At 72.1% G+C, this 25,784-nt stretch carries 23 protein-coding genes, 1 tRNA gene and 2 pseudogenes; 12 read left to right on the top strand and 14 right to left on the bottom strand.

The genetic code is table 11. From position 1 onward, the window contains the following. Positions 1-42: 42 nt before the first annotated feature. From F5972_RS39565 to F5972_RS34435, 5 genes and pseudogenes are all read left to right on the top strand, one after another. A pseudogene (locus F5972_RS39565) lies at positions 43-291 on the top strand (DUF998 domain-containing protein); the annotation flags it as partial. Positions 292-346: 55 nt separating this feature from the next. Continuing rightward, positions 347-637, top strand: coding sequence for a DUF998 domain-containing protein (locus F5972_RS39560; protein WP_404803100.1), 291 nt, complete (start codon positions 347-349; stop codon positions 635-637). Between the two features lie 238 nt (positions 638-875). Then, entirely contained in the window at positions 876-2,141 is a 1,266-nt protein-coding gene (locus F5972_RS34440) for an RNA-guided endonuclease InsQ/TnpB family protein (protein ID WP_225312161.1), read from the top strand. Between the two features lie 65 nt (positions 2,142-2,206). Continuing rightward, positions 2,207-2,356 (top strand): hypothetical protein, encoded by a 150-nt coding sequence (locus tag F5972_RS37650; protein WP_191910459.1) that lies wholly within the window; start codon positions 2,207-2,209, stop codon positions 2,354-2,356. A gap of 69 nt (positions 2,357-2,425) precedes the next feature. Further along, positions 2,426-3,721 (top strand): cryptochrome/photolyase family protein, encoded by a 1,296-nt coding sequence (locus F5972_RS34435; RefSeq protein WP_150939924.1) that lies wholly within the window; start codon positions 2,426-2,428, stop codon positions 3,719-3,721. Positions 3,722-3,725: 4 nt separating this feature from the next. On the opposite strand, the gene F5972_RS34430 is transcribed toward F5972_RS34435, so the two are convergent. Both F5972_RS34430 and F5972_RS34425 read right to left on the bottom strand, forming a co-directional pair. Continuing rightward, positions 3,726-4,640 (bottom strand): NADP-dependent oxidoreductase, encoded by a 915-nt coding sequence (locus F5972_RS34430; RefSeq protein ID WP_150939922.1) that lies wholly within the window; start codon positions 4,638-4,640, stop codon positions 3,726-3,728. Next, positions 4,637-5,272 (bottom strand): TetR/AcrR family transcriptional regulator, encoded by a 636-nt coding sequence (locus tag F5972_RS34425; RefSeq protein WP_225312160.1) that lies wholly within the window; start codon positions 5,270-5,272, stop codon positions 4,637-4,639. Before F5972_RS34425 ends, F5972_RS34430 begins: the two co-directional genes overlap by 4 nt. A 68-nt stretch (positions 5,273-5,340) precedes the next feature. Between F5972_RS34425 and F5972_RS34420 the strand changes: the two genes are divergently transcribed. Next, on the top strand, positions 5,341-5,748 hold the full coding sequence (locus F5972_RS34420; protein WP_150939918.1) for a PPOX class F420-dependent oxidoreductase: 408 nt from the start codon (positions 5,341-5,343) through the stop codon (positions 5,746-5,748). Here the strand turns inward: F5972_RS34420 and F5972_RS34415 are convergent. Then, positions 5,740-7,521, bottom strand: coding sequence for a selenocysteine-specific translation elongation factor (locus F5972_RS34415; RefSeq protein ID WP_150939916.1), 1,782 nt, complete (start codon positions 7,519-7,521; stop codon positions 5,740-5,742). The genes F5972_RS34420 and F5972_RS34415 overlap by 9 nt on opposite strands. Positions 7,522-7,572: 51 nt before the next feature. Beyond that, positions 7,573-8,856: an L-seryl-tRNA(Sec) selenium transferase gene (gene selA, locus F5972_RS34410; RefSeq protein WP_225312159.1), complete on the bottom strand. Its 1,284-nt coding sequence runs from the start codon at positions 8,854-8,856 to the stop codon at positions 7,573-7,575. 146 nt (positions 8,857-9,002) lie between these two features. Between selA and F5972_RS34405 the strand changes: the two genes are divergently transcribed. Together F5972_RS34405 and F5972_RS34400 are read left to right on the top strand one after the other, a co-directional pair. Then, the gene (locus F5972_RS34405; RefSeq protein WP_150939912.1) at positions 9,003-9,782 is read left to right on the top strand and encodes an IclR family transcriptional regulator; all 780 of its coding nucleotides are present in this window, start codon (positions 9,003-9,005) and stop codon (positions 9,780-9,782) included. Between the two features lie 165 nt (positions 9,783-9,947). Beyond that, the gene (locus tag F5972_RS34400; RefSeq protein ID WP_150939910.1) at positions 9,948-12,524 is read left to right on the top strand and encodes a caspase family protein; all 2,577 of its coding nucleotides are present in this window, start codon (positions 9,948-9,950) and stop codon (positions 12,522-12,524) included. A 52-nt stretch (positions 12,525-12,576) separates the two neighbouring features. Here F5972_RS34400 and F5972_RS38600 read toward each other — a convergent pair whose 3' ends face one another. The 3 genes from F5972_RS38600 to F5972_RS34390 all read right to left on the bottom strand — a co-directional run bounded on the left by F5972_RS38600 (position 12,577) and on the right by F5972_RS34390 (position 13,895). Next, entirely contained in the window at positions 12,577-12,729 is a 153-nt protein-coding gene (locus tag F5972_RS38600; protein ID WP_225312158.1) for a hypothetical protein, read from the bottom strand. Continuing rightward, positions 12,723-13,481, bottom strand: coding sequence for a hypothetical protein (locus F5972_RS34395; RefSeq protein ID WP_225312157.1), 759 nt, complete (start codon positions 13,479-13,481; stop codon positions 12,723-12,725). The genes F5972_RS38600 and F5972_RS34395 overlap by 7 nt, the downstream gene beginning before the upstream one ends. 320 nt (positions 13,482-13,801) lie before the next feature. After that, a tRNA-Sec gene (locus F5972_RS34390) sits at positions 13,802-13,895 on the bottom strand. Positions 13,896-13,988: 93 nt separating this feature from the next. Between F5972_RS34390 and selD the strand changes: the two genes are divergently transcribed. Further along, entirely contained in the window at positions 13,989-15,002 is a 1,014-nt protein-coding gene (gene selD, locus F5972_RS34385; RefSeq protein ID WP_150939908.1) for a selenide, water dikinase SelD, read from the top strand. A gap of 120 nt (positions 15,003-15,122) precedes the next feature. On the opposite strand, the gene F5972_RS34380 is transcribed toward selD, so the two are convergent. Beyond that, the gene (locus F5972_RS34380; protein WP_150939906.1) at positions 15,123-16,448 is read right to left on the bottom strand and encodes a sensor histidine kinase; all 1,326 of its coding nucleotides are present in this window, start codon (positions 16,446-16,448) and stop codon (positions 15,123-15,125) included. A gap of 1 nt (position 16,449) precedes the next feature. Further along, entirely contained in the window at positions 16,450-17,163 is a 714-nt protein-coding gene (locus tag F5972_RS34375; protein WP_318527653.1) for a response regulator transcription factor, read from the bottom strand. A gap of 109 nt (positions 17,164-17,272) precedes the next feature. Between F5972_RS34375 and F5972_RS34370 the strand changes: the two genes are divergently transcribed. Next, complete coding sequence (locus tag F5972_RS34370; protein ID WP_150939904.1) at positions 17,273-17,878, top strand: hypothetical protein; 606 nt, start codon at positions 17,273-17,275, stop codon at positions 17,876-17,878. A gap of 165 nt (positions 17,879-18,043) precedes the next feature. Here the strand turns inward: F5972_RS34370 and nrfD are convergent, their stop codons facing one another. Genes nrfD through fdh form a run of 3 tightly spaced genes read right to left on the bottom strand, consistent with a single transcriptional unit; the run spans position 18,044 to position 22,947 of the window. Then, positions 18,044-18,979: an NrfD/PsrC family molybdoenzyme membrane anchor subunit gene (gene nrfD, locus F5972_RS34365; protein WP_191910458.1), complete on the bottom strand. Its 936-nt coding sequence runs from the start codon at positions 18,977-18,979 to the stop codon at positions 18,044-18,046. Positions 18,980-19,028: 49 nt separating this feature from the next. Further along, positions 19,029-19,781 (bottom strand): 4Fe-4S dicluster domain-containing protein, encoded by a 753-nt coding sequence (locus tag F5972_RS34360; protein WP_150939902.1) that lies wholly within the window; start codon positions 19,779-19,781, stop codon positions 19,029-19,031. Beyond that, complete coding sequence (fdh, locus tag F5972_RS34355; RefSeq protein ID WP_225312156.1) at positions 19,774-22,947, bottom strand: formate dehydrogenase; 3,174 nt, start codon at positions 22,945-22,947, stop codon at positions 19,774-19,776. The genes F5972_RS34360 and fdh overlap by 8 nt, the downstream gene beginning before the upstream one ends. Positions 22,948-23,123: 176 nt before the next feature. On the opposite strand from fdh, the gene F5972_RS34345 reads away from it, so the two are divergent. After that, a complete protein-coding gene (locus F5972_RS34345; RefSeq protein ID WP_150939898.1) occupies positions 23,124-23,426 on the top strand; it encodes a hypothetical protein in 303 nt (100 codons plus the stop codon). A 63-nt stretch (positions 23,427-23,489) separates the two neighbouring features. Here the strand turns inward: F5972_RS34345 and F5972_RS34340 are convergent, their stop codons facing one another. Continuing rightward, positions 23,490-24,224 carry an alpha/beta fold hydrolase gene (locus F5972_RS34340; protein WP_150939896.1) on the bottom strand — a complete coding sequence of 245 codons (735 nt, stop codon included), beginning with the start codon at positions 24,222-24,224 and terminating at the stop codon, positions 23,490-23,492. 106 nt (positions 24,225-24,330) lie between these two features. Next, positions 24,331-25,527: an RNA-guided endonuclease InsQ/TnpB family protein gene (locus F5972_RS34335; protein ID WP_150939894.1), complete on the bottom strand. Its 1,197-nt coding sequence runs from the start codon at positions 25,525-25,527 to the stop codon at positions 24,331-24,333. Positions 25,528-25,530: 3 nt separating this feature from the next. On the opposite strand from F5972_RS34335, the pseudogene F5972_RS39555 reads away from it, so the two are divergent. Next, positions 25,531-25,758, top strand: a pseudogene (locus tag F5972_RS39555) (transposase); the annotation flags it as partial. Positions 25,759-25,784 lie beyond the last annotated feature (26 nt).

Here is a 25,784-nt window from a genome sequence, read left to right as displayed (position 1 = left end):
TCCAGATTGACAGCCCGTTCGCTGTCAGTCTACGTTGACGCCATGATTGACCGACTGCTGCTCACCTGCGGGCTGGTCGCGGGCCCCCTCTTCACCGCCGCGTACCTCACGGAGGGCGCCCTGCGCCCCCACTACAGGTCACTACGCCATCCGGTCAGCTCCCTCGCCATCGGCGACCGCGGATGGATCCAGACCGTCAACTTCCTCGTCGGAGGCCTGCTCTCCCTGGCTTTCGCCGTCGGTCTCTGGCGTGCCGGACCCTCGCACTGGGGCGCGTCGCTGGTCGGCGGATGGGCGATCGGCCTGCTCTGTGCGGGGATCTTCCGTACGGATCCGGTGAGCGGTTATCCCCCCGGAACCCCCCGACCTGCCCCAGCCCAACTCCCGGCAGGGGCTTCTCCACGATCTCTTCTCCCTGGCCGGGTTCGTGGCGCTGGCCGCGGCCTGCGTCGTGTTCGCTTGGTCGGGCACGCCCGGGTGGGCGATCTACCGACCTGTGGGCCAGTGCTCCGGCGTTCACGCCGGGGGTGAAGGCCCACGCGGGAGTGCCCACCAGGGCGCGAGCGTGCCCTGGCCCTCCGCCCGTGAACAGGTCGGCTCATGGGTCAAGCCCTGGCGGGAGAGACGGTCGATGTAGTGCTTGAGGACCGTGAGCGGTGTGTTGCCCACGCTTCCGGCACGGTGGCGGCCGCACCCAGAGGTGCTCGCTCCACGGGGGTACCAGCGGGCGGGAGCGGTGTATATCTCGCTGGGATCGGCTCCGAGACGCCCTTCAGTGCGGTTGGCCGCCCAGCCCGCCCGCGCCGCAGATCGAGGGGTGACTCACGGTGTGGATTGCGTCACGGTGGTGTAAACCCGGGGGATAGGATCCGGGTGTGGAGGTGGTCAGGCAGGCGCGGGCGCATGTGGCGCGGCTCGACCTCAGTGCCGCCCACATGGCGGTGCTGGACGATCAGGCCCACACCGCCCGCGCGCTGTGGAACCTGCTGCACGAGTACTGCACCTTCCGGCAGGGCCGGTTGGCCTCGGTCAAGGACTGCGACACCGCGATCCGGCAGGCCCGCCGCGAGATCGACTGGATGGGCCGGCTGCCCGCCCAGGCGGCCCAAGCGGTACTGAGAACCTACCGGCAGGCGTGGGCCAACTTCTTCAACCCCGGCCACCCCGCCGGGCGGCCCGGCTTCAAGAGCCGGTCCCGGTCCCGGATGGCGGTGGATGTGCCCCAGGGGCGGGACCTGAACATCGCGTGGCTGAATCGGCGGTGGGGCGCGGTCAACCTGCCCAAGGTCGGGCGGGTGCGGTTCCGGTGGACCAGGGACCTGCCCGGCGTCACCAGGGGCGGCCCGGCCGGGCGGATCACCGGCGCGCGGCTGGTCAAGGACGCCTTCGGGTGGCAGATCGTGTTCCGGGCCGAACGCCAGGTGCCTGCCCCGGACACCCGCCCCGGCCCTGTGGTGGGGATCGACCGGGGGATCACCGTCGCCCTGGCCCTGTCGGACGGCACCACGCGTGAACATGGGGAATGGCTCACCAGCGGTGAGAAGGAACACCTTCGCCGCCTGGAGAAGAAGTCCGCCCGCCAGCGCGCCGCCCGTCCCCCCGGGCAGCGGGCCTCGCGTCGACTGGCCCGCACCTACGACCGGATCGCCCGGCTCCGCGCGACAGCCAAGCGCCGGGCCGTCGACTGGCAGCACCAGACCACCACCGAACTCGCGCGCACCTTCAGCGTGGTCGTGGTGGAAGACCTGACGATCACGAGCATGGTCCGCTCCACCACCGGCACGATCGAGCGGCCCGGCCGGAACGTGCGGCAGAAGGCCGGGCTGAACCGCGCCATCGCCGGGCAGGCGTGGGGCCGCACCGTCACCCTGCTGGAATACAAGACCCGTGATCGCGGCGGGCTGGTGGTGAAGGTCCCCGCACCGGGCACCTCGCAGACATGCCACCGGTGCGGCCACCGCGACCCGGCGGCCCGGAACGGGATCAGGTACGCCTGTGCCAACGCCGCCTGCGGGTGGGCCGGGCACGCCGACACCAACGCCGCGATCAACATACGCAACGCCGCAGGAACCGCGGTGTCAGGACGTGGAGACCTCGGGGCTGCCCGGTCCGCGAAGCGTCAACCCCCGCACGCCGCTTAACCGCGACGCGACGGGAGAGTCTCCGGCCTTCAGGCCGGGGAGGAGTTCAATCGGTCGCGAGCGGTGTGCTCTTCGCCGCGACGATGATCCTGGCGAGCGCCGCCTTCGCCCAGAAGGAGAGCCTCGTCGATCTGGGCGGGCTGATCCAGCGCGTCTCGGTCACCATCGGCTGGACCTGGCTCGTGGTTCTCGCCGTACGCACCCTGAACGGCTGATCTTCGCGATCTCCATCGATTCCGGGCGCTCCCGCAACCGCCGGTGCCGGGGACCACGAAGAGACGAGCGTGGAGGCCGTCGTCGTGCTGTTCAACCGGGATCTGCGGGTCCACGACCACCCCGCGCTGGCGGAGGCCTGCGCGTCGGCGAGGCACGTCGTGCCGCTGTTCGTGCTCGACCCCGCGATCGAGGCCCGGCACCGCCGCGACTTCCTGCACGCCTGCCTCCACGACCTGCGGTCGTCTCTCCTGGCGCTCGGCGGGAACCTCGCCGTACGGCACGGCGATCCGGTGGCCCAGGCCGTACGGCTGGCGCAGGAGACGGGCGCGTCGGCGGTCTGGGCGAGTGAGGACGTCAGCTCGCTGGCCCGGCGGCGGGAACGGCGCCTCGCGGCGGAGTGCGAGACCCACCGGCTGGAGTTCCGGCTCTTCCCCGGAGTGACCGTGGTGCCCCCCGGCGCGCTGACCCCCGGCTCGTCCGGGGCGAACCACTATCGGGTGTTCTCGCCGTACTGGCGGGCCTGGTCGGCCACGGCCCACCGGCCGGTGCTCGGCGCGCCCCACCGGCTGCGCCTGCCGCCGGGCGTCGACCCCGGAGAGCTGCCCGAGCTGCCGCGGGAGCCGTACGGAGTCGTGCGGGGCGGGGAGAGCGAGGGACGGCGGCGGCTCGACCACTGGATACGCCACGGGCTGGCCTCGTACGCCGAGGACCGCGACCGGATGGCGGGCCGCACCTCGATGCTCAGCGCCTATCTCCACTTCGGCTGCGTGTCGCCCTCGGAGGTCGTCGACCGCGCGGCCGGACGGCCGGGCGGCGAGGAGTACGTCCGGCAGTTGTGCTGGCGCGACTTCCACTACCAGGTCGTCAACGACTTCCCGGAGATGGGCCGGCGCGACTACCGGGACAGGGACGTGGAGTGGCGGCGCGACGAGGAGGCGGAGGCGGCCTGGCGGGAGGGCATGACGGGCGTCCCGATCGTCGACGCGGGGATGCGGCAGCTACGCGCCGAGGGGTGGATGCACAACCGGGTGCGGCTCATCACCGGCTCCTACCTGACCAAGCGGCTCGGGATCGACTGGCGGGCGGGCCTGGCGCACTTCGGCGAGTGGCTCGTGGACGGCGACATGGCGAACAACTCCGGCAACTGGCAGTGGGTCGCTGGGACGGGCAACGACACCCGGCCCTACCGCACGCTCAACCCCCTGCGGCAGGCGAAGAAGTTCGACCCCGACGGCGAGTACGTGCGACGGTACGTCCCCGAGCTGGCGTCCCTCCCGGACAACCTCGTCCACGAGCCGTGGAAGGTCCGCGGCGGAGTGCCGGGCTACCCCGCCTCTCCCCTGGGCGGCGAGCTCACCTCCTGACCACTCAGAAGACCAGGACGACCTTGCCGGTGACGTGGCCGGACTCGATCAGCCGGTGCGCGCGCGCCGCCTCCTCGACCGGAACGGCCTCCTGGATGCGCAACCGCAGCTCGCCCTTCTCCCACAGGGCGACGAGCCCGGCGAGCCGCGCCGTGGAGCGCTCCGTGCTCAGCCGCTGAACGCCGATCCGGTCGGCGGCCGGCTGGTAGGCGATCGTGCCCACCCGGGTGCGATCGGCCACGAGCTCCGCCGATACCTCCAGGGCCTCCACGGTCCCGGCCGCGTCGAGCGCGGCGTCCACCCCGCCCGGGGCCGCCTCGCGCACCCTCCCGGCCAGCCCGTCGCCGTACGTCACCGGGATCACGCCGAGCTCGCGCAGGTAGGCGTGGTTGCGCTCGCTCGCGGTGCCGACGACCGTCGCCCCGGCGGCCCTGGCGATCTGCACGGCGAACGTGCCGACCCCGCCGGCCGCCGCGTGCACGAGCAGGGTGTCGCCCGCGCCGACGCGCAGCCGCTCCAGCGCGGTGGCCGCGGTCTGCCCGGACGCCGACAGCACTCCGGCCTCCGGCCACGGCATGGCCGCCGGCTTCGCGGCCACCTGGTCCGCGGGGACGACGACGTGCTCGGCGTACGACGCGAGCATGGCCCAGCCGACGACCTCGTCACCGGCCGCCACGCCGCGGACGCCCTGCCCGACGGCGTCGACCACGCCCGCGAACTCGTTGCCCAGCCGCTGCGGGAAGGTCGCGGGGAGGTAGGAGCGGGCCTGCCCGCTGCGGAACAGCGCGTCGAACGGCTGCACGCCGGCCGCCCGCACGTGGACCCTGATCTCCCCCGGGCCCGGCTCGCCGGGCTCCACGTCGGTGACGCGCAACACCTCGGGGCCGCCGTAGGCGGAGAACACGACCGTCCTGCTCATGAACGTCTCCTCGTCATGGCCGCGAGCTGTCCGACGACCCACTCGCGGTACTCCTTCGACAGCGGATCGGCGCCGACGATCCCCTCGACCACCCGCGGCAGCGCGATCGGCGCGAAGGTCAGGGCGTAGGCGACCAGCAGGACGAACTCGGCGTCCAGCTCATCGGTGATCTCCCCCTCCTCCTGCCGTGTGCGGGTCCGTTCCACGGCCTCGCGCAGCCGGGCGCGCTGCGCCGCCGCCCACTCGTCGTCGTTCTCGCCTGCCGGACTGTCGCTCGTGCCTGCCGGGCTGTCCCCCAGCGCCTGCCAGATGACCAGCCGCGACCAGTCCGGGTTGTCCAGGGTCGCGTCGAGGTGGGCGGCCACGCTCTCGGCGTACGTCGCGCCGGGCGGCGTCACGCCCTCCTGCCCGCGCGCCCACCTGCGGCGGAGTTCTTCGACGAGCCCCTGCTTGCCGCCGAAGTAGTACGAGATGAGCTGCTGGTTGACCCCGGCCCGCTCGGCTATGGACGCCGTACGAGCGCCGGCGTAGCCCTTCGCGCCGAACTCCTCGACCGCCGCCCGCAGGATGCGCTCCCGGGTCCGCTCGGCCGCCTGTCCGCGCTCCTGAGGTGCGCGTCGTGCTGAAGACATGCGCCTCACCCTAGCCATTCATTCGGTTGAGTGACAACTGTCAATCAAACACATGATTAAATATCGCCATGATCTTCACAGAGCGCGAGATCGAGTACCTCCGCGGTCAGCGGATCGGCCGGCTGGCCACGCTCCAGCCGAACGGCACGCTCCAGGTGAGCCCGGTCGGGTTCCGTTACAACCCCGGGCTCCAGGCCATCGACATCGCCGGTCGCGCCATGGCGGCGAGCCGCAAGTTCCGCAACGTCCTGGCCAACGGCAGGGTCGCGTTCGTCGTGGACGACGTCCCGTCCGTCGACCCCTGGCTGGTGCGCTGCCTGGAGATCCGCGGGTACGGCGAGGCCCTGGCCGAACCGGCGGACTCGGCGGCGCCCCTCCCGGGCCCGATCATCCGCCTCCACCCGCGGCGCGTCATCAGCTTCGGCGTCGACCCCGGCAACCCGGCGTCCGGCGCCCGCGACGTCCCCTCACACTGACCGGCGGTGGACGTCGTCCACGCGTTCGGTGAACCCCCGGCGGTCGAGGTGCTCCAGCAGGGGCACGGCCACCCGGCGGCTGGTGCCGAGCGCGCTCCTGGCCTGGCTGACCGTGAACGGCTGCGGCAGCCGGGCCAGCACCGCCGCCGCCCGGGCGTCGGCGCCCGGTGCGAGGACCACCCCGTCGGCCACCCGCAGCAGCGCCCCGGCGCGTACGGCGGCGGCGAGTTCGCGCGGCCCCAGGCCCAGCTCCGCCAGCCGCCCGGCCTCCGGCGCCTGGAAGGGCGTCTCGGCGAGACCGTCCAGCAGCGTCCGCACCGCCCGGGCGACGGGAGCGGGCAGCCCCGCCGTCCCGGCCGCCGTCCGGCCGGTCGTGATCCGGCCGTCCGCCACGGTCAGCGGGGGCCGTACGAGGGCGGTCACGAGCCTGCGGTCGGGCAGGCCGAGTTCGTGCCGGGCGGCCTCCAGCGGCATCGCGGGCTCCAGCGGATGCGCCTCGGCGTACCGCCGCACGACCTCGGGGAGCCGGGCGAGCAGGCCGGTCCAGTGGCCGGGGTCGGCATGCCAGTCCGCGGTCACCGGCCGTCCCGGCGGCGGGCAGCCCATCGCGACCAGGTCGCCCTCGCGCAGCAGCAGATGCGTGCGCAGGAGGGACGCCGCATCGGCGGACGCCTCCGCGAGCGCCCTCGCCCGTTCCCGGGCCGCGCCCCGCCGCCGCAGCTCCGGCGGCCGCACGTCGAGGACCGTCGCCCGGGCCAGCACCCGGAGCTCGCCCTGTCCCCGGCCGGGGTCCCGCAGCAGCAACACGTCGCCCAGGTGGAGCGGCAGCGGCCGGGCCAGGCGCAGCCGCGCCGCCTCCGCGCCGAGCGGCCGGACCTCGCACGGCACCGACGCGGAGCCGATGTGGGCGGTGAGCCGTCCCGGCAGCGGCCCCCGCGCGCCCTCGGCCATCGTCACGCGCACGTCGGCCAGGCCGGTCGCCGTCCAGGCGCCGGGCGTGACGAGCGCGTGCCCGCGGTCCGCGGCGACCCGCCCGCGCAGGTTGAGCGCCACCCTGGCCACTCCGGTGACCGACTCGGCCCGCTCCTTCAGCGACTCCAGGCCGCGCACCCGCACCCGCTCGCCGTCCAGCTCCAGCTCGTCGCCGGCCTCGACGCGACCGGCGGGCAGCGTGCCGGTCACGACGGTGCCGCTGCCGCGCACGCTGAACGCCCGGTCGATCCACAACCGCACCGGCGCCTCCGGATCGGGCGCGGGCAGCGCCGCCACCAGCCGGTCGAGGGCGGCGCGCAGCGCGTCGAGGCCCTCGCCGGTGCGCCCGCTCACCGCCAGCGTCTCGACCGCTCCGCCCGACGGTCCCGTACGGAGACCCGCCTCGGTGAGGCGGTCGCCCGCGTCCTTCGCCGCCGGGCCGGGATCGGCGAGGTCCGCCCGGGTCACGACGAGCAGGCCGTGCCGTACGCCGAGGGTGCGCAGCGCGACCAGGTGCTCCTCCGACTGGGGCATCCACCCCTCGTCGGCGGCGACGACGAACATCACGGCGGGCACCGGGCCGACCCCGGCGAGCATCGTGCCGAGGAACCGCTCGTGGCCGGGCACGTCGACGAAGGCGACCCGATCTCCCGAGGGCAGGGCCGTCCAGGCGTACCCGAGCTCGATCGTCAGCCCGCGCCGCCGTTCCTCCTCCAGACGGTCGGGCTCCATCCCGGTCAGCGCCCGCACCAGCGTCGACTTACCGTGGTCGACGTGCCCCGCCGTGGCCACGACGTGCATTCGTCCCTCCCTCACCACGCGGACGGCTTTCGTACGCGGACCGGCCGTGTGTCAACGCGCCGTCCTGTGGTTAGCCCTGAGCACGGCGTCGATCACCTCGGCGTCCCGTTCCGGCGGCACGGTACGCAGGTCGAGCAGCAGCCGGCCTCCTTCGACCCGCCCCACCACCGGGGGCTCGCCCTGCCGCAGCGGTACGGCGAGCCGTTCCGGCAGGCTCACCGCCACGCTCGGCAGCCGCACGCCGGGTGCGCCGCCCCCGCCCACGGTCGCCTCGGCGGGCACCGCGTCGGCGTCGAGGCCTGCCTGGCACATCGCCTTCGCCAGCGCCTCGGCCCGCTCGCGCAACACGAGGGGGTCGGCGTGCAAGGCCTGCCGTACGGGTGTCTCGGGGCCGCGCAGCGTCGCCTCCAGCGCGGCCAGCGTCAGCTTGTCCACCCGGAGCGCGCGGGCGAGCGGATGCCGCCTGAGCCGTTCGACGAGGTCGCGGCGGCCGAGCAGCAGGCCCGCCTGCGGGCCGCCGAGCAGCTTGTCGCCGCTCGCGGTGACCAGGTCGGCGCCGGCCCGCAGCACGCTCGCCGCGTCGGGCTCCTCGGGCAGCAGCGGATCGCGTTCCAGCAGGCCGGAGCCGATGTCGACGACCACCGGCACGCCCAGCCCGGTCAGCTCCCCCACCTCCACGGCGCCGGTGAAGCCCTCGACCCGGAAGTTCGACGGGTGGACCTTGAGCACGAACCCCGTCTGCGGGCCGACCACCTCCCGGTAGTCGGCCAGGGTGGTGCGGTTGGTCGTGCCCACCTCACGCAGCCGCGCGCCGGTGGAGACGAGCAGGTCGGGGATGCGGAAGCCGTCGCCGATCTCCACCAGCTCACCGCGGCTGATCACGATCTCGCGTCCGGCGGCGAGCGCGGTCGCGGCGAGGACCAGGGCCGCGGCGTTGTTGTTGACCACGTGCACGTGCTCGGCGCCCGGCACGGCACGCGCGAGCGCCTCGGCCGCGCCGCGCCCGCGGCGGGCCCGCGCTCCGGTGACGAGGTCGAACTCGACGTCCGTCGCCCCCGCCGCCACCGTCACCGCCTCGACGGCGGCCGGGGACAGCGGGGCCCGGCCCAGGTTCGTGTGGAGCAGCACGCCGGTCATGTTGAGGACCGGACGAAGGCTCGTCGCGTGTCTCGGCAGCGCCGCCAGCGCCGCCTCCGCGACGTCCCCCGGCTCGATCTCGCCCTGCCGCACCCGCTGCTGCGCTCGCACGACCGCGTCCTTGACCACCGGACGGCCGAGCCGCACGGCCGCCTCGGCCAGCCGGGGGTCCGCCAGCACGGCGTCCGTACGCGGCACCCGCCTCCGTGGATCCACACCTCAACTTACTGCGCCCACCTGCGCGGGCTCCCCGGGGCCCGCCGGTCACGCTCTTCTCCCCGTACGGACGGTAACGGCGCGGTCGTCGTCGGCGAGTTCCTGATGACGTCTCGGGAGGGAGCCCGATGGAAGTGCGAGACCACGCCGGCGCCGGTCCCGGCCGGGAGACGGCCGACCGGGCCGGGGCGCCGCCCGGACGCGGCGTGCTCGAAGGGGCGTTCCACCTGCTCGACGTCCTGTCGGCGGCCGAGGGGGGAGCCGGGCTGTCCGAGCTCGCCCGCGACGCCGGCATGCCGAAGGCGACCACCTATCGGCTGCTCCGGCAGCTCGCGAGCCTCGGCGCGGTGCAGCGGCACGGGCAGCGTTACCTCGTGGGCCGGCGGCTCGCCCGCCTGGGCGACGCCTGGCAGCCCGACCCGCGGCTGCAGGCCGCCGCCCGCGAACCCGTACGCCTGCTGTCCTCGCTGACCACGACGGTCACGTTCCTCACCGTGCTGGAAGACGACCGGATCAGGGTCATCACGGCCACGCGGGGAGACATCACGGAGGTGCCGCCGGTCCTGCCGGGCTCCGAACTGGCCGGGGCGACCGCCGCGGGCCGGGTGCTCCTCATGCACCGGCCGGACGACGACGAGGCGCCGCCGGGGTTCACTCTGGCCGAATGGCGGCGGGCCCGGACGTCCTTCCGGCGGGCGGGGTCGATCGCCGCCGATCACCAGGACGTCCTTCCCGGGATCTGCTGCGTGGCCGTACCCGTCCGGGGGCCGGACGGCGAGGTCGTCGCGTCGGTGAGCGCGCTCGCGATACGGCCGGCGGTGCCGGCCGGGCTCTCCGAACTCGTGCTGCGCGCGTCGAGGGAGATCACCCGCAACCTCGGCCGGGCCGACGCGCGGTCCGCTGAGTGAACCGCGCTGTTCCCTCCGCCGGGTCCCCCGGCCGACACTGCATCGAGCCGGCACCACGTGCGGCCGGCCCGGTCGGGGGCCGGGGTGCGGGTGCCGGGACCAACCGGCGCACCGGCCCCCGTACGGGCACCGTCCGCGTGCCCGAAACCGTAAGGGGGAACCGCGATGGCCGCTGAGACGACCCGGCTGACCATCCGGCTCACCGGAGCGGACGCTCATGGGAACACCGGGGAGAACGCGGACCCCCGCGAACTGGAGGACCTGACGGCGCGGCTCCGTGCGGAGTTGCTGGAGATCGACGTGCTGGCGGCCCAGAACGAGGCGGGGGCGCCGCCACCACCCGGAACCAGGGCCGTCCTGTCGTTCGCCCTCGGTGGCCTGGTGGTCTCCCTCGCGCGTACGGACCTGCTCGCCGCGGTCGTGAGCGCGGTGACGGCCTGGCTGACCCGCGACCAGCACCGGTCGGCCAAGCTGACCATCGACGGCGACGCGATCGAGCTGACCGGTGTGCCGTCCGGCGAGCAACGCCGGCTGACCGATCTGTGGGTGCGGCGGCACGAGGGCGTACGGCAGGGGGACGCCGGTGCCCCCGCCGGAGCACGGACCGCTCTCATCGGTGCCGGCGCCCCCGCAGGCAGGCGGACCGCCCTCATCGTGGCCGGTGACGACTACCGCGATCCCGGGCTGCGCCGGTTGCGCGCACCCGCACGCGACGCGGAGGCACTGGCCCGCGTGCTCGGCGACCCCGCGATCGGCGGCTTCGACGTACGGACGCTGCTCAACGAGCCCACGCACGTGGTCAGCGAGATGGTCGAGGAGTTCTTCACCGACCGCGCCCCGGACGACGTGCTGCTGCTGCACTTCTCCTGTCACGGCGTGAAGGACGACAACGGAGAGCTGTACTTCGCCACCCCCACCACCAAGCTCAACCGCCTGGGCGCGACCGCGGTCTCGGCCGAGTTCGTCAACCGCAGAATGAGCCGCAGCCGGTCGAGGCGCATGATCCTGCTGCTCGACTGCTGTTACGCGGGGGCGTGGGCACGGGGCGCGCTGCCCCGCGCCGGCACGGGCGTACACGTGGAGGAGCAGTTCGGCGGCAGCGGCCGCGTCGTGATCACCGCGTCGAACGCGATGGAGTACGCCTTCGACGGCACGGAACTCGCCGACGCGCAGGAGCAGGCGCCGTCGGTGTTCACCCGTGCCCTCGTGGAAGGGCTGGAGTCGGGAGACGCCGACCGCGACCAGGACGGCTACGTCGACATCGACGAGTTGTACGACTACGTCTACGACAAGGTCCGGCAGACGACACCGGGCCAGACCCCCGGAAAGTGGACGTTCGACCTGCAGGGCGATCTCCACGTCGCGCGGCGCGCCCGCCCGGTCACCGTGCCCTCTCCCCTGCCGGCGGAGCTCCAGGCGGTCGTCGACAACTCCATCCCCAGGGTTCGCGCCGGGGCGGTCGAGGAGCTGCGGCGCCTGCTGCGGAGCAGGCACGAGGGCCTCGCCCTGGCGGCACGGCTGACCTTGGAGGAACTCGCCGACGACGACAGCCGCATGGTGTCCAAGGCCGCCGCCGAAGCCCTCACCACCAGCAAACCCCGCCCGGCCCCCGAACCCGCACCGGCACCAGCACCGGCGTCCGCACCCGCACCGCAGCCCACGCCCTCCGCACCACCGTCGGCCACACCCCCCGCGCCGTCGCCCGGACTTCCCACCCCGGCATCAGAGACACAGCCCGCGCCCCCCGTACGGGCATCGGCGGCGACGAAGCCGCTCTCCTCGGGCCCGTCCGCGTCATCTGTCGCCGAGGCGGAGCCGCCGGAGCCGACGGAGCCGTCCGGTGGTGCGGCCGGCCCCGGGAACCGCCTCCTCCGAGCACTCCGGCCGCATGGCCGAGCCTTCAATCCCCGGGCCGTCGCCCTACCGGCGGCCTTCCTGCTGGCGAGCGCGCCGCTCTCCTGGCTGACCCCGGTCGCCGCGATCTGGCAATGGCTCCTGGTGGCTGCCACGCTCGGGACAGGCCTTCTTCCTCCGAACGGAAAGGTCCGAGAGGTCGCCTGTGGGCTCGTCACCGGTCTCGGCGCGGTCATGCTGGCTCTGCTCGCGTTCTTCACGGCCGAGTACGGCAGCAGTTCGAGCATGTGGATCGTGGCGACGGGAACCCTGCTCATCCTCGCGGCCGTCATGCTGGAGGGCGCGCCGGAAACGACGCGGTGGTCATGGTTCGGGGAACGCGCTGTCGGCCTGATCGCCGTGGCGGTGGTCGTGGCCCACTTCGTCTCTCCCGAACGCATCACCCGCGGCGCCGGCGAGACGCCGCAGTGGTGGGGAGCGATGGTGGTGTCGGCCGTCTGCCTCTGCCTGTTCGTCGTCCGCGTCGTCGAGCAGCGACGGGACAGCCGCGCCCTCATCGCGTTCGTCCTTGGCGCCGCCGCGACCGTGCTCGTGGTGACGGATCTCGGCAGGGAGGAGGTGATCCGCGTCTACCTGCCCACTCTGCTCGTCATGCTGCTGCTCGGCGTCCGCCCCGCGAGCGGGCGACCGGAGTTCCTCGCCGCCGCCAGGCTCTCCCTCGTCGCGGGCGTCCTCCAGGGAGTCGCCGACCACGGTCTGGCGAACCGCGCCAACCCGCCCTTCGCCACCTACACGACGGGCCACCTGATCATCCAGCTCGTCGCGGCCCTCCTGGTCGCGATCGCCGCCTACACGGCGGGGAGAAGAACCCGCTCATCACACGACTGAAGGCGCCACCGCACCAGCGGTACGGCGGACACGTCCCCCGTACGTCGCGCGATCAGGATTCTTCGGCGAACAGATCCGCGACCGAGGTCGCGGTGGCAGCACGCCGCACCCATTCATCGAGCAGGCCCAGATCCGTGCAGGCTTTGATGAAGGCGCGGTCGGAATCGGAGACGGAGATGCCCCGAACCTCCAGGATGGTCAGCACCGCCCGTGCCTCACCCTCCGAACAGCCCTTTCTACGACCTTCCTCGCGCCCCTCTTCGCGACCTGCCGCGCGACCGGCTTGGAGGCCCTTGCCGTAGTGCTGCCGAGCGAAGGGGCTGTATACCGGCCAGGTGGTGGACTCCACGATCTCCTCCAAAAGGTGTCGGAGGCCTGCGACGCCAGTCGATACGCGTATTCATAGTATTGCGGAGCGTGTTCGCCGGGGAGGCGTCCAAGCGCGGCCACGAACGCCTCCAACACAGGAGCGTGCTCGCCATGGGCCATCACCGACATCGCGGCCAGCTCAGGGCAGGCTGCCGCCTCTGCCGGATCGGTGACGATAGGGATATGGTCCGGCCCGATGACCTGGCATGTCAGCGTGTAGCCGGACAGGCTCGTGTCGATCGGCTTGGCGGCCCAGATGGCGGTCCGGGCCGTAGGGCAGATCACCAACACCGTGACGGGGCAAGCCAGTTGCAGCCACAAAGCGGCGGCATACCGAGGCAACGCCTGCTGCTTGCTCGATTCCTCGCGCTGCTGGATCTCCACGATGATGGCGTGCAGAGGAGCATGCTGGGGGCCGACCGTGATCACCGTATCGGGATAGAGATCGATCGATGGGCGATCGTTGAGCTCGTTGCCCACCAGCTGGACCGGCAGCCCGTCGGGCAGACCCAAGCCCAGCCGGTCTCGCAGTATCTCCACAGCGAACTGCGGCCTGTGCCGGAACGGCACGTTCAGCGGGTCGTGCAAAGGGGACGGCATGACACGGAAAGTTATAACAGAACTACCCTGAGCGACAATCGCGCCAGCGAGTGCCGGAGAGCGAGGCGCCGTCCCTGGCTGGCGCTGGGCTTGTCTGACGGAGGTTGCCCGGACCGGCGGAACCACCACACAGGGTCCGGCAGATTCGCCACCAACCAAGCGGCAGATCCACCACGACATGGACCAAGCACCTGGTCTGAGTTGGGCGTTCATTGCCTCTCGGGCGGTCCGCACGTCGCGCCAAGTCGCGAGGGCTCCAGCACCGCGCTTGCAGGCGGACGCGTGACGTACGAAGGAACATGATGTGAGCGGAGGTGGACGGGAATCGAACCCGCCAGGCCGAGGACCTCGGCCTCGTCGGTTTTGAAGACCGCGGGGGCCACCAGGCACCCACACACCTCCAGGCAGAAACCTAGCCCGAACAGGGTAGGGACCCGGCGGCGCCCCCACGGCGGCGGCGCGGCGTACGTGAAAGACGACCCGGACGGGGGCGGCATGACCGAGACGACGGAACGGGCCGGGTTGCGGCTGACCCAGCAGGCGCACGGCGGCGGCTGTGCCTGCAAGATCCCCCCGGGTGAGCTGGAGAGCATCGTGGCCGGGCTCGTGGCCCCGGATCCGTCGGCGTACGCGAACGAACTGGTGATCGGGCTGGACGACGGCGACGACGCGGCCGTGGTCAGGATCGAGGGGGGCAGGGCGGTCGTCGCCACCGCCGACTTCTTCACCCCTGTCGTGGACGATCCGTACGACTGGGGGCGGATCGCGGCGACCAACGCGCTCTCCGACGTGTACGCCGTGGGCGGAGAACCGATCGTCGCGGTGAACCTGCTGGGCTGGCCGAGGGAGACCCTGTCCATGGACCTCGCCCGGGAGGTGCTGCGCGGCGGCCTCGACGTGGCGCGGGCGGCGGGCTGTCACGTCGCGGGCGGGCACAGCGTGGACGACCCCGAGCCGAAGTACGGCATGGCGGTCACCGGCCTGGCCGACCCCGAGCGGCTGCTGCGCATCGACGCGGGCCGGGCGGGGACTCCGATCTCGCTCACCAAGCCGCTCGGCGTGGGCGTGCTCAACACCAGGCACAAGGCGACCGGCGAGGTGTTCGCGCAGGCGGTCGAGGTGATGACGACGCTCAACCGGGACGCCTCACGGGCGGCGCTGGCCGCCGGAGCCCGCTGCGCGACCGACGTGACCGGCTTCGGGCTGCTCGGCCACCTCTACAAGCTGGCCAGGGCGAGCGGCGTCACGGCGGTGGTCGACGCGGCGGCCGTGCCCTACCTGGAGGGCGCGCGGCAGGCCGTACGCGACGGTTATGTCAGCGGCGGCACGCGCCGCAACCTCGACTGGGTGCGCCCGCATCTCGACCCGGGCGGCCTCGGCGAGGAGGACCTGCTCCTGCTCGCCGACGCGCAGACCTCCGGCGGCCTCCTGGTCGCGGGCGAGGTCCCCGGCGCGCCGGTCGTCGGCGAGCTCGTCCCCCGCGAGGCCGCCGCCATACGACTCGCCTGAGGCCGGGTCAACCGCCGATGTGTGACGGCGTGAATGTGATCGCGTCCCAGGCGGGCGGCGGTGGCCCTGTTCGCGGACGAGCGCGTACGGTGGCCTTCCGGACCTTCGGCTCTGCGCCTCCTACACGCGGGCCCGGACGGCAAGGTCGTTCGACGGGTACGCGACAGACCGCCCGGACAACGGGAAGACCGCGCGTAGCCTCGCGCCCGAGCTGTGCGGCACCACCTGGAGGGTCCCCCCGTGCGCCCGCGCGATATCCCGGGCGATCGGCAGCCCCAACCCTGAGCCTCCGGTGTCCCGGGTGCGGGCGTGGTCCAGGCGCGCGAACCGGTCGAAGACGATGGTGTGGTGTTCCGGGGGGATGCCGGGGCCGTCGTCCACGACGTCGAGGACGGCGTGGTCGCCCGGAGACGTGAGGGTGACGTGGACTGACGTGGAGGCGTGGCGGACCGCGTTGTCGACGAGGTTCGCGACGAGGCGGCGGAGTTGCTCGGCGGAGCCGTTGAGGAGCAGGTCGGGGGTGAGGTCGAGGTACACGTGGACGTCCGGACGAGGGCGTTTGCGGACGGCCTCCTCGGCGACGACCTGGGCCAGGTCCAGTTCCTCGGCCCGCGACAGGGGTTCGCCGGCGTCGAGCCTGGCCAGCAGGAGGAGATCGGCGGAAAGGGACTGGAGGCGTGCGACGTCGTCCAGTGCCGCGGTCGCCAGCGGCTTCTCGGCAGGCCTGGCCAGCTCCAGCCGGGTTCGCAGGATCGCCAGTGGGCTGCGGAGTTCGTGTGCGGCGTCGGCGACGAACTGCCGCTGCGCGTCGACGGAGGTCTGCAGCCGGTCGAGGGTCGCGTTGACGGTACGGGCCAGTGCCGCGATCTCGTCTCGGGTGTCCGGCTCCGGCACGCGTTCGTGCAGGCCGTGCGCGGTGATGTCGGCGACCTTCGCCCTGATCGCGGAGACCGGGCGTAGCACTCGGCCGACCGCCAGCCAGGTGAACAGTGCGACCACCGCGAGGAGCGCCGGAACCCCCGGGATCAGCAGGTTCCTCAGCGTGGTCATGGCCGCCAGGGCGGGTGCCTTGGAGGCTTTTCCCACGACGGTGACCGGGCCGTCCTCGGTCTCGAACGTCCGTCTGACCACGAGAACGGCCTCATCGGGCACCGGATGGCCGTCGTCTTCGCCGATGGCGGCCGAGCCCGGCAGCGGCCCCTTCCCGCCCTGCGGCACCGCTCCCTTTTCGAGCGGTGGCGCCATTCCCCTTTCGTCCCCCGCGATACCCGGCCCCGACTCCGCCTTCAGAACTCGCATCTGTTCCTTGGCGTCGTTCGCCGCCAACTCCTTGGTGGAGGCCGACAGGCTCGAGTCCAGCGCGGCGAAAAGCGCGATGGAGGCCAGGCAGAGCGCCGCCGCCACCGCGGCGGTGGCCGTCAGCGTCGTGCGTAGACGTACTCCCATGTCAGCCCTCCAGCCGGTAGCCCACGCCCCGCACGGTCTTCAGCGTCGTCCGTCCGAACGGTTTGTCGATCTTGCGGCGCAGCGCGCTGATGTAGACCTCGACGACGTTCGAATCGCCGTCGTACGCGAAGTCCCAAGCCTGGGCGAGCAGCTCGGCCTTGGTCACCACCTCGCCCGCGTGCCGCGTCAGGCAGTGCAGGATCGCGAACTCCTTGGGTGTCAACGCGATCTGTACGTCCCCGCGACTGCACTTCAGCCCCGCGGGATCGACCCGGAGATCCCCGGCGGTCAGCACCGTCGGCCGCTCCCGCACCTTGCGCCGAGCCAGTGCTCTCAGTCGGGCCAGCAGTACGACGTACGAGAACGGCTTGGTCAGATAATCGTCCGCGCCGGTGTCCAGCGCCTCCGCCTCGTCGTACTCTCCGTCCTTCGCGGTCAGCATGAGGATCGGCGTCCAGTTTCCGGCCTCGCGCAGCTTCGCGCAGACCCCATAGCCGTGCAGCGACGGCAGCATCACATCCAGCACGATCACGTCGTACGAATGCTCGGTCGCCATCCACAGGCCCTCGCAACCGTCGTAGGCGAGATCGACCGCGAAGCCCTCTTTGGTCAGGCCGTCTTTGAGCAGCTCGGTCAGCCTGCGTTCGTCTTCCACCAGAAGTAGGCGCACGTCGACAGGGTGGAGGTGCGTACCTAAGGCGAACATGAAGATCATTGTTTACTTCTTCAGGATCGCTTCAGGTGCAGGGGCCCAAACTGCTGAGCGTTCCGTCACCGATCACGGGCAGCCCTCACGGGCAGCCGATCCAGGGAGTGTCCAGAGCATGAAGAAGAGGAGCAGGATCCTCACGGCGGTCGTCATGACGGTGGGCCTCGGCGTCGGCGGCGCCACGGGCGCGTCGGCGACCTCCACCGGCGCCCCGAAGCCGGTGTTCGGCTGCGCCGTGAAGGGCGGGCCGGCGGCCATGGGGGTGGGCAAGACCACCGTCAAGGTCGACCAGGACGGCAAGGTCTTCGTGGACGGCAAGGAGGTCCCGAAGAGCAAGCTGCGCACCCGCTGCAAGCAGCCTCCGCTGCCCGGCAAGGGCGTCGTCTGCATCGTGAAGAAGGCCGACAAGGGCGGCAAGTTCAAGGGGGAGACCTTCGGAACGGACACGTCCAGGGACGGCAAGGTGTTCGTGGACGGCAAGGAGGCCCCGGAGAGCAAGCTGCGTATCCTCTGCAAGGAGCCCCCGCTGCCCGGCAAGGGCGCCGACTGCATCGTGCACGCCAAGGGCGACGAGAGCGGCGAGTTCGGCACGAGCGCCGAGAAGAGCCACGTCGACGGCAAGCGGGCGCACGCCAAGTGCCCCCCGCCCGGGAAGCCCGGTGAGGGCATGGACGACGTGGACGCCGGGGACGACGCCCCGGTGGCCGTCACGCCGAACTGACCCACGACTCGCCGCAGGCGCTGACCCCTCCATGCGAACGTCCCGCCGGCCACCTCGCCGGTGGGACGTCTCCGCCGGTCAGCCGCGTGCGAGCATCCGCCTGCACCGCACTGGGCTTCATCGAAGGTCTACGCGTGAACCCGTTGATCGTTTCCAGTCACAGCACTAGCGGCCGGGGACGGCGGCGGGGTGGCCGGCGTCGAGGCGGTCTCGCTGGGGGACGACGGTGTATTTGGGGTCCTTGGCCGAGACGCGGCCCGCCTCCAGCACGCCGAACCGGGTGCACAGGGCACCGGCGGTGATCGCGAGCCCGGACAGCGCGGTGAGGGTCCGGCTGCGCCCGGCGACCGTGGCGAGCAGGCCGCCGCCGAGGGTGAGCGCGCGCGAGGCCCGCATGAGCGTGCCCGCCCTGCCCTTCCGGTACGGCTCGCCGAGCATGCCCAGACGACGCTCCATCACCTCGCCGGCGACGACCTCGGTCACGGCGCCGGCGACCGCCGCGGCGCGGGCGGGCCCCGCCAGCGCTCTGGGCGTGGTCAGCATGACGGCCGCGCCCGCAGAGGCGAGGGCGCTCCCGGCGAACAGGAACGGCAGTTCCCGCATCGCCTCGTGCCAGGCCGGAACCGCGGTGTCGGCCAGCAGGACGGCCGTGTAGGTGGCCATCGCGACCCCGCTCAGGCCGCTCGCGAGCGTCGCGGCGTCACCCACCACGGGCAGCACACCGGTCACCGCCGAGCCCATCGCCACCGAGGTCAGCCCGCCCTGTGCGGCGAGCGTCCAGGACCCGACGCTCATCGGCGAGCTCGGCTTGAACACCCGCAGCATGTTGAGGAAGCGCATCGGCCGGCCCAGTTCGGCCACGAGGAAGGCCGCGCCGGCGGTTCCCCCCGCGAAGGCGGCCGTCCGGGCGGCGAGTTCGAGCCGTTCGTGGCCGGTCAGGCGAGCGGCGGCCGCCATCGCGGACGCCGCACCGGACATCCCGCCGAGATACAGGTACGTCGGCATGTGCGGCTCGTGCCAGATGGGCTGTTTGACGACCGGCTGGCCGTAGTACGACCGGAACGGCGCCTCCGGCACCACCTCGCCCTGGCCTTTCGGCATCAGACCCTCCCCACCGAACCCACGAAAGCCACGGAACCCACCGAAACGATCACGGCTTTCTCCCGGCGAAGCACACGGCCACGCCGGCGGCGAGGGCGAGCGCGGCGCCGCCCGCCCAGCGCCACATCGCGGGCAGGTCGCGGGTGGTCACCACCGGGTCCGGCGGCAGGCCGTACGTCTCCGGCTCGTCCATCAGCAGGAAGAACGCGCCCGTGCCGCCGACGCCGTTGTCCGGGCTCTCGCCGTACAACCGGGCGTCGGTCATGCCCTCGGCGTGCAGCCGTTCAACGCGTTCCTGGGCCCGCTCCCGCAGTTCGTCCAGCGGCCCGAACTGGATGGACTTGGTCGGGCACGCCTTGGCGCAGGCCGGTTCCATGCCGCCGCGCAGCCGGTCGTAGCAGAGCGTGCACTTCCAGGCCCGGCCGTCGTCCTCCCGGCGATCGATCACGCCGTACGGGCAGGCGGGCACGCAGTAACCGCAGCCGTTGCACACGTCCGACTGGACGACGACGGTGTCGAACTCGGTGCGGAACAAGGCCCCGGTCGGGCAGACGTCGAGGCAGGCGGCGTGGGTGCAGTGCTTGCACACGTCCGACATCATCAGCCAGCGGCCGTCCTGCTCGACGAACGCGACGTGCCGCCAGGTGCTCGCCCCGAGCGAACCGGTGTTGTCGTAGGAGGTGGCGCGGAACACGAACCCGTCGTCGGGCACGTCGTTCCACTCCTTGCAGGCCACCTCGCACGCCTTGCAGCCGATGCAGACGGTCGTGTCGGTGAAGAAGCCCATCCGCTGCTCAGCCATGGCGATACCTCTCGACCAGGTCGAGCAGCGCCCGGCCGCGCGGGCGCCGTCCCGGCAGGACGTCGCAGGTGCCGGCCTTGCTCTCCTGGATGTAGACGTTCGGGTCGAGCACGACCGACCCCAGGTCGTTGACGACGTCCCCGGTGATCACGCCGCCCCCGCCGTAGCCCCAGTGGTAGGGCATGATCACCTGGTGGACGGTCCTGCGGTTGACGCGCAGCGGCCGCACCCGCCCGGTCACCAGCACGCGTAGCTCGATCGCGGTGCGGGCGGTGACGATCGTCGCCCAGCCGCCGTTCTCCAGGCCGAGCTCCTCGGCCATCTCCCGGGACACCTCGCAGAACGCCTCGGGCTGGAGCTCCGCCAGGTACGGCAGAGGGCGGCTCATCGCGCCGGTCGTGTGGTGCTCGGTCAACCGGCTGGTCGTGTAGACGTACGGGAACCGGGGCGACAGCGCCGGGTTGTACGGGTTCTCCGCCCGGTCGATGGTCCGGCGGGCCGGGTTGGACTGCTGCCCGTACAACGTGTTGCGCACCGCCGACTCGTGCGGCTCGTAGTGCGTGGGCAGGGGACCGTCCGCCAGGCCCGACGGCACGTACAGCCAGCCCCTGCCGTCCGACTGCATGATAAACGGGTCGGTGCCGGCCAGCGCGTGCTGCGCCTTGGCCCCCTCCGGCGGCACGTAGCCGGGCGCCTTGTCCTCCTCGAAGTCCGGCACGTCGGGGCCGACCCATCTGCCCTGCTCGGCGTCCCAGTAGACGTACTTCTTCCGCTCGCTCCACGGGCGCCCGTCGGGGTCGGCCGAGGCGCGGTTGTAGAGGATGCGCCGGTTGGCCGGCCAGGCCCAGCCCCATTCGAGGGCGGCCGGGCCCTGCTCGGTGTGCGGCTTGCGCCGGGCGGCCTGGTTGACCCCGTCGGCGTACACCCCGCAGTAGATCCAGCAGCCGCAGCTCGTCGAGCCGTCCGGCTTCAGCTCGCGCAGCGACGCCAGCGGACGGCCGTCGGCGTCCGAGCCGTTGATCTCCCGCAGCACGGCCTCGGCGTCGGGCTCGCGCCTCTCGCCGATCTCGGGGTAGTCCCAGGTCAGCTCCGTCACCGGGCGATCGATCGCGTCGTCGCCGAGCCGCTGCCTGATCCGCTTGCCGAGGTGGTGGTAGAACCACAGGTCGCTGCGGCAGTCCCCCGGCGGGTCGAGCGCCTTCTCGCGCCACTGCAGCAGGCGCTGGGTGTTGGTGAAGGTGCCCTCTTTCTCCACGTGGGTCGCGGCCGGCATGAAGAAGACCTCGGTGCCGATCTCCTCGGTCCGCAGCTCCCCGGTCTCGATCTCGGGCGCGTCCTTCCAGAACGTCGCGGTCTCGACCGTCACGAGGTCGCGGACCACCAGCCAGTCGAGGTTGGCCAGGCCGAGCCGCTGCGCCTTGCCGTTCGCCGACCCCACCGCGGGGTTCTCCCCCACGACGAAGTAGCCCTTGACCTTCCCGTCGATCTGGCCCATGACCGTCGAGTAGTGGCCGTGGTCGCCGGTGAGCCGCGGCAGGTAGTCGAAGTGGTAGTCGTTCTCCTCGGTCGCCGCGTCGCCCCACCACGCCTTGAGCAGGCTGACGACGTACGCCCGCCGGTTGCCCCACCAGCCGGTGTCGGAGCCCTCCCGCTCCAGGTAGTCGTCGAGGCCGTCGTGGCGGTGCGCGTGCGGCATCGCGATGTATCCCGGCAGCAGGTTGAACAGCGTCGGGATGTCCGTCGAGCCCTGGATGCTGGCGTGGCCTCGCAGCGCCATGATCCCGCCGCCCGGACGGCCCATGTTGCCGAGCAGCAGCTGCAGGATCGAGGCGGCCCTGATGTACTGCACGCCCACCGAGTGCTGTGTCCAGCCCACCGAGTAGACCCAGGCGGTGGTCCGCTCCCGGCCCGAGTTGGCGGTGACCGCCTCGGCCAGTTCCCGGAACCGCTCCGGCGGGATGCCGCACAGCTCCTCGACCATCTCCGGCGTGTAGCGGGAGTAGTGCCTCTTGAGGATCTGGTACACGCAGCGCGGGTTCGTCAGCGTCGGGTCCGACGGCGGCGTCGCGCTCGCGCCCGCGCCGCGCGCGCCGTAGGAGTCGGACCCCGCCGCCTCCGCGTGGTGCCTCCCGCCCTCGGTGAGCTCCTCCTCCTCGGGCATGTCGCCCTCGTACGCCCAGGTGGACGGGTCGTACCTGCCGGTCTCCTCGTCATAGCCGGAGAACAGGCCGTCGAGGTCCTCGGTGTCGCGGAACTCCTTGTTCACCAGGGTCGCCGCGTTCGTGTACGCGAGGACGTACTCGCGGAAGTCGAGCCCGTTCGACAGCACGTGGTTGATGAGCGCGCCGAGCAGCACGATGTCGCTTCCGGCGCGGATCGGCAGATACCGGTCCACCGACGCGCTGGTCCGGCTGAACCGCGGGTCGATGTGGAAGACCTTCGTGCCGCGCTGACGTGCCTCCATCACCCACTGGAACCCCACCGGATGGCATTCGGCCATGTTGGAGCCCTGGATGACGATGCAGTCGGCGTTCGCGAGGTCCTGCTGGGACTGGGTCGCGCCGCCGCGCCCGAAGCTGGTCCCCAGACCGGGGACGGTGGAGGAGTGTCAAATGCGCGCCTGGTTCTCCACCTGGATCGCGCCGAGGGCGGTGTACAGCTTCTTCATCAGGTAGTTCTCTTCGTTGTCGAGCGTCGCCCCGCCCAGGCTGGCGATGCCCAGAGTCCTCCTGACCTCTTCACCCTCGTGTGTCTGCTGCCAGGTCTCGCGCCGGGTCCGCACGACCCGGTCGGCGATCATGTCCATCGCGGTCTCGAGGTCGAGCGGCTCCCACTCGGTGCCGTACGGCCTGCGGTAGAGGACCTTCGTCTGACGGCCGGGGTGGGTGACGAGCTGCTTGCTGGCCGACCCCTTCGGGCACAGCCGCCCGCGCGAGATCGGCGAGGCCGGGTCGCCCTCGATCTGGGTGACCTTCCCGTCCTTCACGTAGACGAGCTGGCCGCAGCCCACGGCGCAGTAGGGGCAGACGGAGCGCGCCACCGTGTCGGCGTCCTCCACCCTGGGGCGAAGGGCGTCCGTACGTGGCGAGCGCGCCGCCCGCCCCCTGCCGTCCTCTCCCTTGAGCTGCCGGATCACCGGCCATCGGGAGAGCCATCCAGCACCCATGACGCCTCTATTGCCCCAGTCGCTCCAGTTTCAATCACGAAGAACTCCCAAAGGTTGCGCAGTGATCGGGTGTAGAGCGCGTACGGGGGGCATTAGGCCCTGATCCGGCACACTCCGGGGGCGAGTTGTGCCTACGGGAAGACCGCACGGGAAAGACCTCCACGCAGAGGACGGCGATGAGCGACCAACCGCCCGAATGGGCGAGAAACATCGAGAAAGTGGCCGTCGAGGCGGCGCGGGAGTTCGGGGCGGCCGTCGAACGGGCCGGCCGGGCTCTCGGCCGGGCGGTCGACCAGGCGGGGCGGACCGCCAGGGCGCAGGCGGCGATGGCGGCGGCCTACCAGGCCGATCTGGAAGCCCTGGAGAAGGTGCTGCGCGCCCTGCCTCCCGAACAGGTAAGGGAGATCTCCACGGCGGCGGCCGTGGTGGCGGCGACCGCCGACCAGGTTCTGGCCCAGACACCGAAGGACGCCGACTGACCCGGCGATCACCCGCCGACGTCGCCGGCGAAGCGGAGGGCGAGGGGGCCCGGCGCGCGGATGTCAGGGACGGGCGTCCGGGGCCAGGCGTTCCGCGAGCCAGTTCGTGACGAGGTCCTTCACCTGCGCGTCGACCGGCTCCCGCGCCTCACGGCGGTAGGCGCGCAGCGACGGCGGGCCGGGCTGCCGGCGCAGGATGTGGTCGAGGTCGCGGATCACGTGGGTCTCCACCGGCCCCGGGACCGACTCGGCGACCCGGGCGAGGTCGGCGGGATCCACCTGGAGGTCCTTCTCCCCGGTGACGGCCAGGACCGGAGCGTGGATCCCCTTGAGGTCGGCGGCGGGGTCGTGGTCGAGGAACTCACGGGTCCAGCGCGCGTTGACCCGCACCCCGCCGATCCGGGCGACGTCCGTGGTCGTACGGCGGATCCGCTCGTGGTTCTTCAGCACCTTCGTGACCAGGTCGGTGCGGGTCAGCCGCAGCAGCCACCGGACGGCCGCCGGCATCGAGGGCGCCAGGCGCTCCGCCTGCCACCGCAGTGTCTCCGCGCCCGGCTTGGCGGACGGCGACAGCAGCACCACCGCCGCCACGACCGGCCGGGCGGCGGTTCCGGCCCCTTCCTCGGACCCGCCGGGCTCTCCGGCCGGCTCATGGGCCGGCTCGGGGGCCGGCTCGGCGGTCGCGGCGAGGTTCGCCGCGATCAGTGCGCCCTCGCTGTGCCCGGCCACCGCGACCCGGGAAGGATCGATCTCGGGATGTGCGCGCAGCGCGGCGAACGCCGCGGCGGCGTCGGTCATGCCCTCCAGGAAGCCCGTCGCGAGGAACTCGCCGGTGCTGGCGCCGACGCCCCTCTTGTCTTGACGCGCTCCCCGGCCTGGAGGCCGGGGATCAGTCCGTGCCGCGTCATGCGGCGCCTCTGTGGCTTCCTGCTTCAGCGGGCTGTGCCACCGCGGACGGTGGTCTTACCGGCCCTCGACAGGCGTTTAGCCTGTCCGCCCGTCCGGCGGCCAGGATGTTACGTGCGGCGTTGATGTCCCGATCGTGGACCGCCCCGCAGGGGCAGGTCCACTCCCGGACGGAAAGCGGCATCGTGGCGGTGACGGTCCCGCACGCAGAGCACAGCTTCGAACTGGGGAACCACCGGTTGATCCGGTGGAACGTCCGCCCGTACAGGGCGGCCTTGTACTCCAGCATGCCGACAAACGCCGACCAGCCCGCGTCGTGCACGCTCTTGGCCAGCCTCGTGCGCGCCAGTCCCTTCACGGCCAGGTCTTCCACGATCACCGTTTGATTCTCGCGAATGATCTTTGTAGATTCCCGGTGGTGGAACTCGCGGCGCGCATCGGCGACCTTCGCATGCTGGCGGGCAACCTTCTGCCGGGCTTTGGCCCGGTTGCTCGACCCCTTCTGCTTGCGGGACAGCGCCCGCTGGAGCGTGTGGAGTTTCCACTCGGCCCGGCGCAGGAAACGCGGGGCGTCGATCTTCCGCCCGTTCGACAACACGGCGAAGTGCCCCAGCCCGAGGTCGATCCCCGTCTCGCGCTCAACGGGCGGTAAGGGCTGTTCGGCGACGTCGACGACGAACGAGGCGAAGTACCTGTCGGCCGCGTCCTTGACCACCGTGACCGAGGACGGTTCGGCGGGCAGGTCCCGTGACCAGCGCACCGCAACGTCTCCGATCTTCGGCAGGCGCAGCCTCCCGCCTGCCGTGATGGCGAAGCGGGCGTTGCGGGTGAAGCGGATCGCCTGCCGGTTGTCTTTGCGGGACCGGAACCGGGGCGGGGCCACGTTCGGCCCCGTGCGTCTACCGGTGATCGAGTGGAAGAAGTTGCGGTAGGCGGTGTTCAGGTCCGCCAGCGCCTGCTGCAGGACCACGGCGGAGACCTCGCCCAGCCAGGAGCGTTCCGGGGTCTTCTTCGCCTCGGTGATGACCCGCTTGGACAACTCGCCATCCGAGATGTACGGCAAGCCGCGTTCCCGGGCGTCCTGTCGTGCGCGCAGCGCGTCGTTGAACACCACTCGCGCGCACCCGAACGCCCGGGCCAGCGCTTGACGCTGACCCGGCGTCGGGTAGAGGCGGAAGTTGTACCGGAGCCGCACACCATGATTTTACCGACGGCACATGGCCGATTACAGGGAGATATGCGAACGGGCAGGCACTACGTTTTCATCCTGCGCGCCCATCTGGTTGTCGTGACCACATTCCGGCATCAGGTGTTCACCGGCGCCCACCTGGAACCCATAGAGCGCATGGAACAGATCAAGCGGGACGTCTGCGCCGACTTCGAGACGGAGCCGGCGAAGTCCAACGGCGAGGCCAACCATGTACATCTGCTGGTGAACATCCCGCCCACGGT

This window comes from Microbispora cellulosiformans, from assembly GCF_008728085.1.
Lineage (GTDB): Bacteria > Actinomycetota > Actinomycetes > Streptosporangiales > Streptosporangiaceae > Microbispora > Microbispora amethystogenes.
The sequence above is the reverse complement of the archived record's forward strand: the minus strand, read 5'-3'. Positions and strand labels throughout refer to the sequence as shown.

Coding starts and splice junctions, on each gene's coding strand:
- F5972_RS34340 (WP_150939896.1), bottom strand. CDS start 24,224: ATGACCGACGCCGCCGCGGCGTTCGCCGCGCTGCGCGCACATCCCGAG.
- F5972_RS34400 (WP_150939910.1), top strand. CDS start 9,948: ATGGCCGCTGAGACGACCCGGCTGACCATCCGGCTCACCGGAGCGGAC.
- F5972_RS34430 (WP_150939922.1), bottom strand. CDS start 4,640: ATGAGCAGGACGGTCGTGTTCTCCGCCTACGGCGGCCCCGAGGTGTTG.
- F5972_RS34415 (WP_150939916.1), bottom strand. CDS start 7,521: ATGCACGTCGTGGCCACGGCGGGGCACGTCGACCACGGTAAGTCGACG.
- F5972_RS34360 (WP_150939902.1), bottom strand. CDS start 19,781: ATGGCTGAGCAGCGGATGGGCTTCTTCACCGACACGACCGTCTGCATC.
- selD (WP_150939908.1), top strand. CDS start 13,989: ATGACCGAGACGACGGAACGGGCCGGGTTGCGGCTGACCCAGCAGGCG.
- F5972_RS34370 (WP_150939904.1), top strand. CDS start 17,273: ATGAAGAAGAGGAGCAGGATCCTCACGGCGGTCGTCATGACGGTGGGC.
- nrfD (WP_191910458.1), bottom strand. CDS start 18,979: ATGCCGAAAGGCCAGGGCGAGGTGGTGCCGGAGGCGCCGTTCCGGTCG.
- F5972_RS34405 (WP_150939912.1), top strand. CDS start 9,003: ATGGAAGTGCGAGACCACGCCGGCGCCGGTCCCGGCCGGGAGACGGCC.
- F5972_RS34420 (WP_150939918.1), top strand. CDS start 5,341: ATGATCTTCACAGAGCGCGAGATCGAGTACCTCCGCGGTCAGCGGATC.
- F5972_RS34345 (WP_150939898.1), top strand. CDS start 23,124: ATGAGCGACCAACCGCCCGAATGGGCGAGAAACATCGAGAAAGTGGCC.
- F5972_RS34425 (WP_225312160.1), bottom strand. CDS start 5,272: ATGTCTTCAGCACGACGCGCACCTCAGGAGCGCGGACAGGCGGCCGAG.
- F5972_RS34380 (WP_150939906.1), bottom strand. CDS start 16,448: ATGGGAGTACGTCTACGCACGACGCTGACGGCCACCGCCGCGGTGGCG.
- F5972_RS34375 (WP_318527653.1), bottom strand. CDS start 17,163: ATGATCTTCATGTTCGCCTTAGGTACGCACCTCCACCCTGTCGACGTG.